Below are 13,033 nucleotides of genomic sequence, written 5' to 3' on the forward strand. Positions count from 1 at the left end.
ATGCCTTGGAATGAAACTCTTTGAATATTGATATTTGCTCTGCGCTTAAATCAGCTTTAGCCTTTCTTTTTACAGCCTGTGATTGAGCGTCTTTGATTCGTTTACGCTCTTTATCACTCTGTCTTTTTGCTTCAATCTCAGCTTCAGTTTTAGTTCGCTTAGGTTTTAATTCTTTCTTGGCCTTAGCCTCTGCAATTGCCGCGCCCATTATTTGTTTCATGTGCGACTGAGCATTTGATTTATTGAACTCTTGCTTAACCTCATTTGAAACGCCATAAGGCACATGTTCAATCTGACCGCCACTGCTTAGAAAGTCTGACAAATCCCAAGCTGAACGATCTTTGATATAAAGTGATTCGCTGTTGGCTCCTGTTTTCATACCAACTCCCCTTGCATCCGTTGATCTCCCCAATTGCACTCAACCAAAGTCAGTCCGCCCTGTTGGAATCTTGACCACAGACGATCACCCAAGTCTTCTTTGAGTTGTTTGAGAGTGAAATTTGATATCAGCATTGTTGATTTCATTGCGTCATAACGAGCGTACAAAACCTTATGAACAAGCTCTTTACGCTTCTCACGATCATGCAATCCATATTCATCAAGAATGAGTAAATCGTACTGAGTGAACTCATAAATCAATGATTGCTCTGATTGATCTTTAGTGTCTCTATCCCAAGCGTTCATGATCTTTTGAGCCATGATTTCACTTGTGATGTAGCGAACGTAAATACCTTTGTTCAGAAGCGTTCTAGCCGTTGCACAACTCAGATGTGTTTTACCTGTACCTGTTTTGCCCGACATAATGAAATTACGTTTGTCACCAGCAATCATTAACTTGGCAAAAGCCACACTTTGAGATAAAGCATTTTCTTGCCCTGGTAATGCTGGATTCACGTTGTAATTCTTAAATCCTGAATCTCGATGACGATCAGGAATCATTGCACCTGCAAAATGATTATCACGAACCATCTTGTGAACTTCTTTGTGATGATCTTGGTTCACTTGATCAACATAGGCTTTAGCGCAAATAGGGCAAATTTGATTAGGCCCTGCTTGTACCTTTTGAACATTGTGTTCAGCGCAATATGCACTTACTTTTTGAAACTCCATTGAGGTCATAGCGTTCATATGAAGTCCTCTGGTATTTCAACATGCTCTACTTGACCAGTGAATTGAGGGATGTCATCCCAAGCATCGTTGACGTTCAGATTTGATGGTCGAACATTTGAATTTGCTTTTTTGTTTTTAGAAAAATCGCCTTTCACCCATTTCACAAAGTTTGAATACATCTTTGAGTCACTTACTAAATCAGATCGAATTTGTCTTTCGTAGTGAGCATTGACTTCAAGAAGTGTGTTTTCCATTTCAGTATGAGTTAATGATTTTTCACCTGCTCTCTGTAACCAAGAATTCAAAGAATCTAAATTTGGTTTCCAAAGATTTAAGATTTCATCAACTGAGTTTTTTGGCGAATTTTCTATTGTGTGTGTTTCTTTAATATTTTCTTTAAGTGTTTCTTTATTAGGGTACCGTTCAACGGGACTGGTGTAGTCCCCTTTGATGGTACTAGTCCCGTCCCGTTTAGTGGGACTAGTCATGTTTGATGGTACTAGTCCCTTTTGACGGTACTGGTCAGGGGTATAAAAATACTCATTTAAGCATCCCTGACTACGGTCAACTTTGATTAGTCCAATCTCTTCTAAGTCTTTGATACACGCCATCACCGTGTCACGTTTCTTAATGCCACAGTATTTTTGAAATTGTGTAATGGCAATTGTGTGCGATATACGATCAAAACCTACAGTTTGACGTACTATTAACATTAGGCATTTAAAAGCTTTATCACTTAATTGCGCCATAATCTGGTCATCAATTAAAGAGTTAGGCGTTTTTGTAAAGCCCTCTTCTTTCTTCGACATAGCTTGTCGCTCTTTTTTTGGAAACTGAACCAGCTCTCCTTGTAGGATCGGCGGTTCATGTGCTAAATTTGTTTTCATATTCATTGGTCCCAAAATTGATGAATGGAAACCACTCCAGTTACCGCTGGCAGTGGTTTTTTTATTTAAATAAGATCCGCATGTATTCAGGCGAACTAAACGCATTACTCAAATAAACTCGCGTTGCTTCCGCAATTTCTTGAGAACAATAAACATCGTTAGCATTTACAACTTTCAATCCAATAGAACTCAACAAAGATGCAAAAAACTCAATATCCGTCAAGTTGTTGGATTTCTTATCATTTTTCATTCGAGATAATGTACTTGCATCCACTCCAAGTTGTTCCGCAACCTTTCCTTGGTTAGAGGAATTAATTGCTTTCAAAATGAGCGATGCGTTATTGCTAGCGCTTGCGTTCTCTTCAATTGATACTTTGCTCATGGTGGTTCCTAAGCGACATTTGTAGTTTGTTTATGCTGATTCCATAAAGTCTCTAGATTTCTACCCAGATCGTATGAAAGACGTTTTCCGCAAGCTCCTCGCTCCAGATCACTTACATAATTTTGTGAGCAACCAATTTCAGTGGCGATATTTGCTTGTGTTAATCCCTGTTCTTTGAGATCAGAGATCATTTTCTGCCATTGATTCATATGAACCTCCAATATTTTTATTAAATATATAGGTTTTCCGATATTTATACAATAGCCAAACCGATTGAAATATGTATCAGAATTCCGATAAAGCAAGTTGAGATAGATTTATGAGCACTTTGGGTGAAAATTTAAAGAAATTGCGTAAAGCAAAAAAAATGACCCAGAAGGTATTAGCGCAAAAGTCTGGAGTTAAACAGTCAGTAATTTCTGAACTCGAAACAGGCGTTGCTAAATCAACAGGTTCTATCCTTGAGTTAGCTAGTGCCTTAGGTATTACCGCTGAAGAACTTAAAAAAGGAGTGGTTAGTGAGTTTGATAACAACGTTGCGCCTATCACCTCAAAATTAATCCCTGTTTTATCATGGGTTCAAGCTGGCTCCATGACATCCGTAGAGGAAATAAATCCATTAGAAATTGCTGAATGGTTGCCACCTTTAAGTACTGATGATCCTGATGGTTGTTTTTATTTAAAAGTTGTTGGTATTAGCAATTCCCCTACTTACATGGAGGGTGATTGCATTTTGGTTAATCCAAAATTTCAGGTGTGCGACCTCCTGTCTGGGGATTTAATTGTTGTTAGAAACAATACAGATGCAACTTTTAAAAAATTAGTCATAGAGAGTGATGAGCGTAAGTATTTACAGGCGCTTAACCCCAATTTTCATCCAAATATTATTGAGTTTGAAGATGGAATGGAGTTGGTTGGTTTGGTGATCGATGCTTTTAGACCGCTAGGTGGTTCTCGCCCAAAACGCGTAAGAAGAAGCTAAAGAGGAATAACATTATGATTGCAACACTTAATAAATACAAAACTGCGCTAACGATTAATCGTCAAGAATTTAAATTGGCCTTAGGTAAGATTGGCGCAGGAATTGATAAACAAATAGCATCTCTTAAAAAAGCAAAGCAAAGTTATGATGCTGCGGAAATAGCCCGTGAGGTCATTACTGAAGCAAATATATTTGAAGCAATTATTGAAGGCTTTAATGAAGCAGAAGAAACCAATCTAAAGCTGACTGACATAACAAATCTTGAACTGGCACAAGGATGGATAGATGAGTTTTTGGAAAAGTATTCAAATGAATAAGTGTTATATTTGCAATAAAACCTCAAATCACCTATTTTGTGTAAATTTTGAAAATATAATTAAAAGCAACTCATATGTTCTTTAAGTTCAACAAGTTTTTCATTAAATTGCCTTGTGAAAAGCTATATACTATAAGCAATTTTTAATCTAAACAATAAAATAGGCCCATGGAATGGAAGATATAATTTTTAAAAACTTTGAAGAGGCTGGACAAACAGTTTTAAAATTTTTATCTCAGAAATTTGGATTCAATTTATGGATGATTACCCGTACCGAAGGAGATAATTGGATCGTCCTTCAATGTGAAGATAAAGGATATAATGTTTCACCAGGGCAAGTTTTCTCATGGGCGGATTCATTTTGCTCTCATATGGTTTTAGGAAAAGCTCCTAAAATAGCCCCTCATTCAGAAGAAATACCTTTATACTTAAATGCACCAATAGCAAAAAAAATTGATATTAAAGCTTATATTGGTCAACCACTTATAAAAGAAGATGGAACCTTATTTGGTACTCTTTGCGCAATTGATCCTAATCCACAATCCGAAGCACTACTACAGGAAGAAGAATTAATTAATCTTTTAGGTCAAATTTTAAGCTACATCTTACAAGTTGAATTACGGGAAAATGAACAGAAACGTCAAAAAGAGTTTTTTGAAGCCGAGGCATTAAGTGATTCCTTAACAGGCTTATTTAATCGCAGAGGATGGGATCAACTTCTCGTACTAGAAGAAGCCAGATGTAAAAGTTATGGTCACCCTGCTGCAATTTTTATGCTTGATCTTAATAATTTAAAAACTGTAAATGATCAACTTGGACATTTAATCGGAGATGATTTAATAAAAACTACAGCAAATCTACTAAAAAATTGTGTCCGTAATAATGATATTGTGGCTCGAATAGGTGGTGATGAATTTGCAATTCTCAGCATTGAGAATACAAAGGAGGGGGCAAAGCTTTTATTTGATAGAATTCAGGAAATTTTTACAAATGCTAATATCAGTATCGCTGTTGGCTTTGCAATTCGTAATCCCTCTTATAGTTTATTAGATGCTGTCCAAGAAGCTGATGAAAAAATGTATGAAAATAAGCGTCTGATCAAAAATTAAGTTTTAATCACTTTAATAAACTCCACTTATCCTACCCATTGTGAGTTTTCTTTCCCCTAACAAAAACCTAAGAAGAATCTACTTTATGGAAACTGTTTCATTTTTATGCCTATTAACCCTTTCTATACTCGGATGTGACAAACCAGAGCAAATTTCACCTGAACGTGAACAGCTTCTTGATGAATATAAAGAAGTGGATCTAAAAATTACATCGTATCTTGGAACTCTGGCAGCACCAACTACACCGATAGAAGAACGCAAAAAAGTTATTTGTGAGGAATTTCCTATTACCTACAAACAAGAATACCTTCCGATTTATCTAAAGCTAGCTGAGCCTGCAGATGTTGATACAAGTAAAGATATTCTAAAAACAATCGATTCGTATAAAGCTAGATACAATATTCAGTGCTAGTACCAAATTATCAAAAAAAACCCACCTTGCGTGGGTTTTCTTTTGTCTATTAAATCATAAAAAATCCAAATAATATCGGAATAAAAATAAAAATATCGGATTAACTATTGACTAATAATATCGGAAGTGCGATATTTATCTCACACAAACAAAAAAGCCCCTTACTTTCGACGGACAGGGACTTTTACCAAATGGCGAGGTAATTATGTCACACAAAAAACCACAACGTCTACTGACGATAGATCAAATCGTTAAACGAGCATTTATTCAAGATGTATTTCTTGGCTCAATCATCTTCTTTTTAATCGGCGCTATGTTTTATATCGCTTTGGTAAGGGGGTGAGTATGGAAGCTTGTACTTTTGAGCGCTTCAATAAAGATACCGAAAATCACGAACTCACAATCAATTTAGATCAAGGCTTATTTCGTGATTTAACAATCAAGCGCCCTAACTCAGTTAGTTATTACTACAACATCACTACTCGCCCAGGATTATTAATGATTAGTGGTGACATGGGTTGTTATGTGTTTGAACGTCTTTCAGACATGTTTAAGTTTTTCCGTGGTGAATCTGATGAGATTAATCCGTGCTATTGGTCTGAAAAAATAGAGGCTGGCGAATTCAAAAGATACTCACCAGAAAAAGCACGCGATGCCCTTAATCAAGAATTTGAAAACTGGAAAGAATGTACAGATTTTGATGAAGAACAAATAGCCGAAGAAAAAGAATATTTGGATCAAATCGATACAGATGACGAGTTTGAATTTGTAGAAGCAATTCGTAATTGGGTGCCAAACAATGATGGCGTTCAGTTGGACGATTTTTGGGAATACAGCACTAATGATTACACCTTTCATTATATCTGGTGCTGTTACGCAATCGTGCATGCAATCAAATTGTATGACGCAGTTAAGGAGCCACAACAATGAATATGCCCTTTACTCTACCTCAAACAATTAGTGCACCATTCAAGCTTGATGACATCAACCTAGAACATGGTCAAGCAGATTTCTACACATGTGATGACGAATATTGCTTAGAAATTAAATTTAAGGCGCATTACTTCAAGAATAGTGATGATTTTCAATCTTGGAAAGATGCAGATATTGAAGAACTTTGCGACATCAAAGCATACAACGAAGATGGTCCACTCAAGCATTTCTATATCAATCCTTTGAACTTAGAGCTACTCAAAGAGTCAATCGAAAAAGCAGTATGGGAGCGAATGATATGAACATTCAAGTTAACACCCAACTGATTGAGTTAGCACGGCTTAAGGCTGTTGCTACTCGATTGGTAAATGACTTGGTTGAATTGTCTGATGAGCGAGACACTGTGACCAAAGTAGATGGAAATTGGATTCATATTGATTTTGTTGGTCGTGGATCTGAACAGTTTAATTTGGAACTTTCAGATGCTTATTCAATTCAAACAAGAATTAACTATCTGACAGATAACATTAATAATTTGTCAAAAATCAAAAGCTACATCTTGGAATGCTTAGCAGCTTAGGAGAAGAACATGAATGCACCAGTAAATACAAATCCGTTTCTGCCTACATCACCACAAAACAGCGCTGTATCAACGGTTCAATCAGATGTTCAGCGCTCAGTTGCAGAAGTTCAAGCTGCTCTAGTGATTGCTAAACAATTTCCACGTAACCCAATTGAAGCTTATGACCGTGTTATGAATGCATGTCAAAGACCGGGTTTAGCTCAGTCTGCAGTATATTCATATTCTCGTGGTGGATCATCTATTACAGGCCCATCAATTCGTCTTGCTGAAATGTTAGCTCAAAATTGGGGAAATATTCAGTACGGCATTCGCGAGCTATCTTCTGAAAATGGTGAATCGACAGTAGAGGCTTTTGCTTGGGATGTTGAGACAAATACTCGTCAAACTAAAGTTTTCCAAGTGCCTCATAAACGCTATACGCGAAATGGATCTAAAAAATTAGAAGACCCACGCGATATTTATGAACTTGTTGCAAACAATGGCGCTCGTCGTTTACGTGCTTGCATCCTTGGGGTGATACCGGGTGATGTTGTAGATGCAGCAGTTGATCAATGTGAAAAAACAATTCATGCCTCAGCAGATACATCACCTGAGGGAGTTCAAAAATTAGTTGTTGCGTTTGAACAATTTAATGTCACTAAGGTAGACATTGAGGGTTTTATTCAACGTCGAGTTGATGCCATCACCCCTGCTAATGTTGTTTCCTTGCGTAAAATTTTCACAAGCTTACGTGATGGTATTAGCTCACCAAAAGACTGGTTTAAGAATGCAAGTGCTGAAAAATCAGAACAGTCAGTAGCAAAGCCGAAACTTGATGACAAAGCTTTTGACGATGCTTTAGAGCAATTAGCTTTAAACGCAATTGAAAAATCATACTTGTTAGAAGGCTTTGATTTAACAGATGCTCAAAAAATCGCTGTGGAGGCTCAAGGATGAAACTATTCCGTGCGTCAAGCCTTCACAAGCTAATCGGCGATCCTAAAAAGAAAGGTGAAAGCCTTTGTGATACTGCTAAAACTGAAATCCGTTCGATAGTTAAAGAGGATTTATTCACGTTCAAATCGTTCACAGGCAACCAGTACACGCAAAAAGGTAACTGGCTTGAAGAAATGGCAATTGAGTTGTCAGGAAAGATGCGCTTTCGTGCTTATCAAAAACATGTTGGCCGAGTTGATAATGACTTGATCACTGGTGAATGTGATGTGCTTGATCTTAAAAATAAATTGATCATCGACACAAAGTGTTCATGGGATATTGGTACTCACCCATTCTTTCAAGATGAAGCTCAAGACAAAGTAATCAAAGCTGGTTATGACATTCAGATGCAAGCTTATATGTGGCTTTACGAGTGTGAGCGTGCAGAGATTGATTTCTGGTTGTTCCCTTGTCCTGAAGAGTTATTAAAGCCTTACGAAGATCAAGAACAATTAATAAATTTGGTTTCTGAAATTGATATTCGAGAACGTTTAACGACTGTAGTCATTGAGCGTGATGAATCAATCATTCAGAAGTTTAAAAACAAGATTCCCCTCTGCCAAGCTTATTACGAGAAACTTTATGCAGAACGCAAACGAGGGAGATTAGTAGCATGACCCTCCTAAAACTTTACTTTCAACTTTGGCAAATGGCGTGGTGGTTGTGATGGAAAAACAAAATAAGCAAACAAAAATGAAACCTATACGTTTTGATGATACTTGGAATTATTCTGAGAAAAAGCTTGCTGATGGTGTCTTAACTACTAAGGCAATAATGTGTGGTGACTATTCTGAACATGGCCGGAGCTACTACTCTGTTAAATGTGGTTTTTGTTCAGGCTATTTTGATGCCTTCAAATGGTCTTTACGTGGTGGTGGTAAAAGATGTCCACACTGCCAAGCATTAATGGGTTCAACATTTGACATGTATCAATGGGAAAAACTTGTTAATAAGGAAAAGGTGGCGTGATGGAAATTAATAAAGAACGTGAAGCTTTTGAAGCATCTTTAACAAAAATGAAAATTCATAACTTGCGAGTAGGAACAATATTCGACACAGAAAAAAATGAATATTTTGCTTCTGATGTTTTGCATCCAAGTGAAGATCATATTGTTAGGTGGATTAATTTTAGTTGGAAGTTGTGGCAAGAGAAAACCACCCCTGAAGGGTTTGTACTAATGCCAATTAAACCAACTGAAACAATGGTTATGGCTGTTGCTAAAGAACATGAGGGTGATGCTTTTTTACCATACAGCATCTATGACGCTTATGTGAAGCAAGCATTGATCGAAGCACGGGAGCAAAGTCATGACAGCCAAAATACTTGACCCTTGCTGCGGATCTAAAATGTTCCACTTTGATCATCAAAACCCGAATGTAATGTTCGGGGACATTAGATCTGAAAATCATATTTTGTCTGATGGACGCTCAATTGAAGTTAATCCTGATATTAAGATGGATTTTCGAAATATGCCTTTTGATTGTGGCCAATTCAAATTAGTTGTATTTGATCCACCACATTTGATTCGTGCCGGTAAACAATCTTGGTTGGCCATGAAGTATGGAAAGCTTAATCAAGATTGGCGTGAAGATTTACGGAAAGGGTTTGAAGAGTGTTTTCGTGTATTGGCCACAGATGGAGTTTTAATTTTCAAATGGAATGAAACTCAAATCAAAGTCGGTGAAATTTTAGAACTAACAAATCAAAAACCAGTGTTTGGCCACATTAGCGGTAAACGAGCTAACACACATTGGATTTGTTTTATGAAAGATGGAGACAACCATGAATCAAACTAAACAATGCATATGGACAGAAGATCCTGACGGAAATTGGTGGACTGACTGCGACAATGGTTTTGTATTTACTGAAAATTCTTCACCAACTGAACATGAATTTAAGTTTTGCTGCTTCTGTGGTGGTGAATTGATAGAAGAAAAGGAGGAAGGTTGATGACTAAAACTTACGAAATCCGAACCCTTTCAGATTTCTTTAAAGTTCCAAATGATCGGATTGAAGATTGCTTAAAAGAGTTTGCTGTTGGTTTGGAATTTTTAAAAGCAAATCATGAACTCATGGGGCTGGAAAATGGGCAGATGGAATTTTTTAATTGGACCGATGATGGTAAGAAAAACATTACCGCCGATTTTAAGTTTGGCAAAGATGTGATTCGATCTGAAGTGACGGAGGTAGACTGAATGACAATAAGGCTTTTAGATATTAAACAAGTTGAACAAAAAACCAGTTTGTCTAAGCCAACTATATATAACTGGATTAAGTCAGGCTACTTCCCTGCTTCTAAATTGTTTGGACAAGGTAAGAGACAGTTAGCGCGTTGGAAAGAAGAAGAAATTGACGACTGGATTAAACAGCATTACACTTAATTAAAAGCCTCTATATAGAGGCTTTAGTTTTATTGGCACTTTATATTTTAGCGGTATATATAACGGTATTATATTTATGTGCAATTATTATAATCATATAAATCAATATATTAACATATACATTCGATTCCCGCAGGGCGCACTATTGAAAAAGCAAGAAGTGAAGGTCTCTTTTTTATAAAAATTTAATATAAAGCGATTTATATAACCTGATAAATTTATATTTCACTCCAATTAATTGTTTAAATTTCACTAAATCCATCAATTACTTAAATATCTAAATTTTATTGTTTTATATCTATAAATTTGTAATATCCCTCTAAATAATCACATCTTTATATATTTTTCTATATTCTCGCAAATCAAAAAAAACTACATAGTTCATTTTTTTTTTACTAATTCACCCTCTAGAGTATTTACTCTTATTTTTTATATGCTATTTTGTAAATAGAAGTAACTTTGAGTTGATTATTTAAGTATCAAAATTATTTCTCATTCAAAACTTAAGTACTTCAAAGTATTCATTTTATTATATTAGGGAAAAATTAAAATGAAATTAAAAAATTTATCAATCGCGATAATTGCTGCAAGTTTGCCAATGACTGGTGTTTTTGCCGCAGCAATGGATCGCTCAGGCCAATCTATTTCGGCATTCCTTCAACCTAATAATTATTTTGAAGCTGGTATTTCAGTTTTAGACCCGACTGTTGAAGGCCGAGAAGCTGGCGATACACCTAAACCATATCGTGAAATTGATGATATGGGTGGGGATTATTACTTTCCATCTGCCGCTATTAAATTACAACTCACTGATCAAGTATCATTCGGTCTATTGTATGACCAACCATTTGGCGCGGATGCAAAATACTCTGGTGAAAATGCATTTGTCTCTTCTAATGGCGATACGGTATTACCTCAAGATAGATTGACAGCGCTTCGTGCTAGTACTATTGCTAAAAATGTAAATTCACAAGTTGTTGACCGAGCAACACAGCAAGCAATTGCGATGACTGGTTCTCCAACACCACCTCAAGCTGTAATTGATCAAATTGCAACGCAAATTCGAGGAAATGCAAATGCAATGGCTTTGATCACAACAGGCGTAACACAAGCTGTAGATAAAGGTATTGCAGGGGCTAATAGTACACTGGGTAAAGGCAGTACTGAAGTTAAAGTTGACACCCAAAATATTTCAATGATTTTTGGTTTTCAACCTATAGCTAACTTGAACTTCTTTGGTGGTGGTGTATACCAAACCATTAAAGGAAATGTAAGCCTTCGTGGTCAAGCATATAGTTTATACAATGGCTATGATGCTAACATCAAAGAAACTGGCGGTGTAGGTTGGTTAGCAGGTGCTGCTTATCAAATTCCAGATATTGCCTTAAAAGCATCGGTAACTTACCGCTCTGAAATCGATCATGATGTCAATATTAATGAATCGATTCCTACGCTTGGAGCATTAGCATTACTCGGTGATAGCGGAGCTGCTGCTGCACAAGCAATTGCCGCTTCAAATGGTAAAACGACAATTACGACACCACAGTCGGTCAACATTGATTTACAATCAGGGATCATGGCAAATACAGTTGCATTTGCAAATCTTCGTTGGGTGAACTGGAAAGACTTTTCAATCCGCCCATTAAAGTTTGGTCAAGTTTCTGAAGCAGTTGGTCCAATTGTTGGTCGTCCAAACGGATTTAACCTCGTTGAATATTCTGATGATCAATATACAGTGACAGCTGGTCTCGGTCGTAAAATTAATGACCAATGGGCAGGTAATGTCTCAGTGGGTTGGGACTCAGGTGCTGGTAACCCAGTTTCAACTTTAGGCCCAACAGAAGGTTATTGGAATGTAGGTTTAGGTGTTCAATATAGCCCTACACCTGCGACTTTCATTGCTGGTGGTGTTAAATACTTCTGGTTAGGCGATGCTAAAGCACAAACGGGTGCTCAAGCAGGTAGTGATGCCTATGTTGCAGAATTTAAAGATAACAATGCAATCGCTTATGGTTTAAAAATGGGTTATAGATTCTAAGAATCTATACTGATAAAAAATCCCACTCTAAGTGGGATTTTTTATCTTAGAAATTTAAATTTTTAAAAATCATAAAAAGAAACTTCACCTGTTTCTAGAGAATATTCAGCACCAACGACTTTCAATTTACCTTTTGCAATTAAGTTTTCTAAAACAGCTGAACCATGGCGCAATTGATTAACAGAGGCAAAAACATTTGATTTCACTGCATGCATAGATAACTTTTCTAAATCATCTTTCAATTCAGTTTGCATTAAAATTTCAACTGACGGACGTACACGATTCACAATTGACATGAGATTTGCAGAAGGAGGTGTGTTGGGATTCTTAAGTGCTTCAATCGTTGAATGAATCGCACCACAATGGCTATGCCCTAAAACAACAACCAATGGACAACCAAAACTATCTGCGGCAAATTCCACACTCCCCACTTGCGATGGCGCAACAATATTACCTGCAACACGAATCACAAATAAATCGCCAAAACCTTGGTCAAAAACCATTTCTGCTGGGACACGTGAATCCGAACAGCCTAAAATAATTGCAAATGGCTCTTGATTGTCCATCATTTCAGATCGTTGCTGATGCGTCAAAAATTTAGTCAGATTTGTTTCACCATGTGCAAAACGTTCATTACCCTGTTTTAATCGTTCTAAAGCTTCTTGAGCGGTTAGCATGTCTTCGTTCCATTGTGTGGAGATTTGCATTATTTTAATGCCGTAAAATTTGAAAGTCACTGACTAAAAATAAACTCTGTTACAATTTTTGTTATGCATGGTTTATCTACCAAAACTTAAACAATATGTAGACATAACTCACATTTTCAATAAAATTATTTAACCAAACTACAAAATAATCTTTATATTAGTTGAGTTAGAAGCTTAAAGTATGGCAAAAAACTTACAAATAAGACTTTCTCGGCAA

Annotated in this window: 22 protein-coding genes and 1 pseudogene; 17 read left to right on the forward strand and 6 right to left on the reverse strand. The window is 36.6% G+C overall.

What is annotated here, in order from left to right; translation table 11 throughout:
• The 5 genes and pseudogenes from ACG9ZL_RS18620 to ACG9ZL_RS18640 all read right to left on the reverse strand — a co-directional run.
• Positions 1-379: pseudogene (locus ACG9ZL_RS18620) on the reverse strand (hypothetical protein); the annotation flags it as partial.
• Entirely contained in the window at positions 376-1,128 is a 753-nt protein-coding gene (locus tag ACG9ZL_RS18625) for an ATP-binding protein (RefSeq protein WP_419361126.1), read from the reverse strand. The gene ACG9ZL_RS18625 and the pseudogene ACG9ZL_RS18620, both read right to left, overlap by 4 nt.
• On the reverse strand, positions 1,125-1,997 hold the full coding sequence (locus ACG9ZL_RS18630; protein ID WP_419361129.1) for a replication protein: 873 nt from the start codon (positions 1,995-1,997) through the stop codon (positions 1,125-1,127). Before ACG9ZL_RS18630 ends, ACG9ZL_RS18625 begins: the two co-directional genes overlap by 4 nt.
• Before the next feature lie 61 nt (positions 1,998-2,058).
• The gene (locus ACG9ZL_RS18635) at positions 2,059-2,379 is read right to left on the reverse strand and encodes a hypothetical protein (protein ID WP_004725023.1); all 321 of its coding nucleotides are present in this window, start codon (positions 2,377-2,379) and stop codon (positions 2,059-2,061) included.
• Between the two features lie 8 nt (positions 2,380-2,387).
• Positions 2,388-2,588, reverse strand: coding sequence for a helix-turn-helix domain-containing protein (locus ACG9ZL_RS18640; RefSeq protein WP_180644783.1), 201 nt, complete (start codon positions 2,586-2,588; stop codon positions 2,388-2,390).
• 110 nt (positions 2,589-2,698) lie between these two features.
• On the opposite strand from ACG9ZL_RS18640, the gene ACG9ZL_RS18645 reads away from it, so the two are divergent.
• From ACG9ZL_RS18645 to ACG9ZL_RS18725, 17 genes are all read left to right on the forward strand, one after another.
• Complete coding sequence (locus tag ACG9ZL_RS18645; protein ID WP_419361132.1) at positions 2,699-3,361, forward strand: LexA family protein; 663 nt, start codon at positions 2,699-2,701, stop codon at positions 3,359-3,361.
• A 14-nt stretch (positions 3,362-3,375) separates the two neighbouring features.
• Positions 3,376-3,678 (forward strand): hypothetical protein, encoded by a 303-nt coding sequence (locus ACG9ZL_RS18650; RefSeq protein ID WP_419361135.1) that lies wholly within the window; start codon positions 3,376-3,378, stop codon positions 3,676-3,678.
• A gap of 172 nt (positions 3,679-3,850) precedes the next feature.
• Complete coding sequence (locus tag ACG9ZL_RS18655; RefSeq protein WP_419327526.1) at positions 3,851-4,786, forward strand: sensor domain-containing diguanylate cyclase; 936 nt, start codon at positions 3,851-3,853, stop codon at positions 4,784-4,786.
• Positions 4,787-4,871: 85 nt separating this feature from the next.
• A complete protein-coding gene (locus tag ACG9ZL_RS18660; protein ID WP_419361137.1) occupies positions 4,872-5,198 on the forward strand; it encodes a hypothetical protein in 327 nt (108 codons plus the stop codon).
• A gap of 205 nt (positions 5,199-5,403) precedes the next feature.
• Positions 5,404-5,541 carry a hypothetical protein gene (locus tag ACG9ZL_RS18665; RefSeq protein ID WP_419361140.1) on the forward strand — a complete coding sequence of 46 codons (138 nt, stop codon included), beginning with the start codon at positions 5,404-5,406 and terminating at the stop codon, positions 5,539-5,541.
• 2 nt (positions 5,542-5,543) lie between these two features.
• Positions 5,544-6,128, forward strand: a complete 585-nt coding sequence (locus ACG9ZL_RS18670; RefSeq protein ID WP_419361143.1) for a hypothetical protein — start codon at positions 5,544-5,546, stop codon at positions 6,126-6,128.
• On the forward strand, positions 6,125-6,433 hold the full coding sequence (locus ACG9ZL_RS18675; RefSeq protein ID WP_419361146.1) for a hypothetical protein: 309 nt from the start codon (positions 6,125-6,127) through the stop codon (positions 6,431-6,433). Before ACG9ZL_RS18670 ends, ACG9ZL_RS18675 begins: the two co-directional genes overlap by 4 nt.
• A complete protein-coding gene (locus ACG9ZL_RS18680) occupies positions 6,430-6,711 on the forward strand; it encodes a hypothetical protein (protein ID WP_419361149.1) in 282 nt (93 codons plus the stop codon). The genes ACG9ZL_RS18675 and ACG9ZL_RS18680 overlap by 4 nt, the downstream gene beginning before the upstream one ends.
• Before the next feature lie 9 nt (positions 6,712-6,720).
• On the forward strand, positions 6,721-7,650 hold the full coding sequence (locus ACG9ZL_RS18685) for a hypothetical protein (RefSeq protein ID WP_419361152.1): 930 nt from the start codon (positions 6,721-6,723) through the stop codon (positions 7,648-7,650).
• The gene (locus tag ACG9ZL_RS18690) at positions 7,647-8,306 is read left to right on the forward strand and encodes a hypothetical protein (protein WP_419361154.1); all 660 of its coding nucleotides are present in this window, start codon (positions 7,647-7,649) and stop codon (positions 8,304-8,306) included. The genes ACG9ZL_RS18685 and ACG9ZL_RS18690 overlap by 4 nt, the downstream gene beginning before the upstream one ends.
• A 49-nt stretch (positions 8,307-8,355) precedes the next feature.
• Positions 8,356-8,658 carry a hypothetical protein gene (locus tag ACG9ZL_RS18695; RefSeq protein WP_419361157.1) on the forward strand — a complete coding sequence of 101 codons (303 nt, stop codon included), beginning with the start codon at positions 8,356-8,358 and terminating at the stop codon, positions 8,656-8,658.
• Positions 8,658-9,017 (forward strand): hypothetical protein, encoded by a 360-nt coding sequence (locus tag ACG9ZL_RS18700; RefSeq protein WP_419361160.1) that lies wholly within the window; start codon positions 8,658-8,660, stop codon positions 9,015-9,017. The genes ACG9ZL_RS18695 and ACG9ZL_RS18700 overlap by 1 nt, the downstream gene beginning before the upstream one ends.
• Positions 8,998-9,486, forward strand: coding sequence for a class I SAM-dependent methyltransferase (locus ACG9ZL_RS18705; RefSeq protein WP_419361163.1), 489 nt, complete (start codon positions 8,998-9,000; stop codon positions 9,484-9,486). The genes ACG9ZL_RS18700 and ACG9ZL_RS18705 overlap by 20 nt, the downstream gene beginning before the upstream one ends.
• Positions 9,473-9,640 carry a hypothetical protein gene (locus ACG9ZL_RS18710; RefSeq protein WP_419361164.1) on the forward strand — a complete coding sequence of 56 codons (168 nt, stop codon included), beginning with the start codon at positions 9,473-9,475 and terminating at the stop codon, positions 9,638-9,640. The genes ACG9ZL_RS18705 and ACG9ZL_RS18710 overlap by 14 nt, the downstream gene beginning before the upstream one ends.
• Positions 9,640-9,885, forward strand: coding sequence for a hypothetical protein (locus ACG9ZL_RS18715; protein WP_419335452.1), 246 nt, complete (start codon positions 9,640-9,642; stop codon positions 9,883-9,885). Before ACG9ZL_RS18710 ends, ACG9ZL_RS18715 begins: the two co-directional genes overlap by 1 nt.
• Entirely contained in the window at positions 9,886-10,071 is a 186-nt protein-coding gene (locus ACG9ZL_RS18720; protein WP_105713195.1) for a helix-turn-helix transcriptional regulator, read from the forward strand.
• A 550-nt stretch (positions 10,072-10,621) separates the two neighbouring features.
• A complete protein-coding gene (locus ACG9ZL_RS18725) occupies positions 10,622-12,109 on the forward strand; it encodes a long-chain fatty acid transporter (protein ID WP_336952833.1) in 1,488 nt (495 codons plus the stop codon).
• A gap of 62 nt (positions 12,110-12,171) precedes the next feature.
• On the opposite strand, the gene ACG9ZL_RS18730 is transcribed toward ACG9ZL_RS18725, so the two are convergent.
• The gene (locus ACG9ZL_RS18730; RefSeq protein ID WP_336952987.1) at positions 12,172-12,786 is read right to left on the reverse strand and encodes a carbonic anhydrase; all 615 of its coding nucleotides are present in this window, start codon (positions 12,784-12,786) and stop codon (positions 12,172-12,174) included.
• Positions 12,787-13,033: the final 247 nt, after the last annotated feature.

It is taken from the genome of Acinetobacter legionensis (assembly GCF_048551735.1).
GTDB lineage: Bacteria > Pseudomonadota > Gammaproteobacteria > Pseudomonadales > Moraxellaceae > Acinetobacter.

Bases quoted from the DNA above. Each gene is read 5' to 3' on its own strand.
- ACG9ZL_RS18690 (WP_419361154.1), top strand. From the start codon at position 7,647: ATGAAACTATTCCGTGCGTCAAGCCTTCACAAGCTAATCGGCGATCCT.
- ACG9ZL_RS18675 (WP_419361146.1), top strand. From the start codon at position 6,125: ATGAATATGCCCTTTACTCTACCTCAAACAATTAGTGCACCATTCAAG.
- ACG9ZL_RS18625 (WP_419361126.1), bottom strand. From the start codon at position 1,128: ATGAACGCTATGACCTCAATGGAGTTTCAAAAAGTAAGTGCATATTGC.
- ACG9ZL_RS18715 (WP_419335452.1), top strand. From the start codon at position 9,640: ATGACTAAAACTTACGAAATCCGAACCCTTTCAGATTTCTTTAAAGTT.
- ACG9ZL_RS18650 (WP_419361135.1), top strand. From the start codon at position 3,376: ATGATTGCAACACTTAATAAATACAAAACTGCGCTAACGATTAATCGT.
- ACG9ZL_RS18710 (WP_419361164.1), top strand. From the start codon at position 9,473: ATGAATCAAACTAAACAATGCATATGGACAGAAGATCCTGACGGAAAT.
- ACG9ZL_RS18670 (WP_419361143.1), top strand. From the start codon at position 5,544: ATGGAAGCTTGTACTTTTGAGCGCTTCAATAAAGATACCGAAAATCAC.
- ACG9ZL_RS18645 (WP_419361132.1), top strand. From the start codon at position 2,699: ATGAGCACTTTGGGTGAAAATTTAAAGAAATTGCGTAAAGCAAAAAAA.
- ACG9ZL_RS18730 (WP_336952987.1), bottom strand. From the start codon at position 12,786: ATGCTAACCGCTCAAGAAGCTTTAGAACGATTAAAACAGGGTAATGAA.
- ACG9ZL_RS18695 (WP_419361157.1), top strand. From the start codon at position 8,356: ATGGAAAAACAAAATAAGCAAACAAAAATGAAACCTATACGTTTTGAT.
- ACG9ZL_RS18680 (WP_419361149.1), top strand. From the start codon at position 6,430: ATGAACATTCAAGTTAACACCCAACTGATTGAGTTAGCACGGCTTAAG.
- ACG9ZL_RS18705 (WP_419361163.1), top strand. From the start codon at position 8,998: ATGACAGCCAAAATACTTGACCCTTGCTGCGGATCTAAAATGTTCCAC.
- ACG9ZL_RS18665 (WP_419361140.1), top strand. From the start codon at position 5,404: ATGTCACACAAAAAACCACAACGTCTACTGACGATAGATCAAATCGTT.
- ACG9ZL_RS18725 (WP_336952833.1), top strand. From the start codon at position 10,622: ATGAAATTAAAAAATTTATCAATCGCGATAATTGCTGCAAGTTTGCCA.
- ACG9ZL_RS18640 (WP_180644783.1), bottom strand. From the start codon at position 2,588: ATGAATCAATGGCAGAAAATGATCTCTGATCTCAAAGAACAGGGATTA.
- ACG9ZL_RS18720 (WP_105713195.1), top strand. From the start codon at position 9,886: ATGACAATAAGGCTTTTAGATATTAAACAAGTTGAACAAAAAACCAGT.
- ACG9ZL_RS18660 (WP_419361137.1), top strand. From the start codon at position 4,872: ATGGAAACTGTTTCATTTTTATGCCTATTAACCCTTTCTATACTCGGA.
- ACG9ZL_RS18700 (WP_419361160.1), top strand. From the start codon at position 8,658: ATGGAAATTAATAAAGAACGTGAAGCTTTTGAAGCATCTTTAACAAAA.
- ACG9ZL_RS18630 (WP_419361129.1), bottom strand. From the start codon at position 1,997: ATGAAAACAAATTTAGCACATGAACCGCCGATCCTACAAGGAGAGCTG.
- ACG9ZL_RS18635 (WP_004725023.1), bottom strand. From the start codon at position 2,379: ATGAGCAAAGTATCAATTGAAGAGAACGCAAGCGCTAGCAATAACGCA.
- ACG9ZL_RS18685 (WP_419361152.1), top strand. From the start codon at position 6,721: ATGAATGCACCAGTAAATACAAATCCGTTTCTGCCTACATCACCACAA.
- ACG9ZL_RS18655 (WP_419327526.1), top strand. From the start codon at position 3,851: ATGGAAGATATAATTTTTAAAAACTTTGAAGAGGCTGGACAAACAGTT.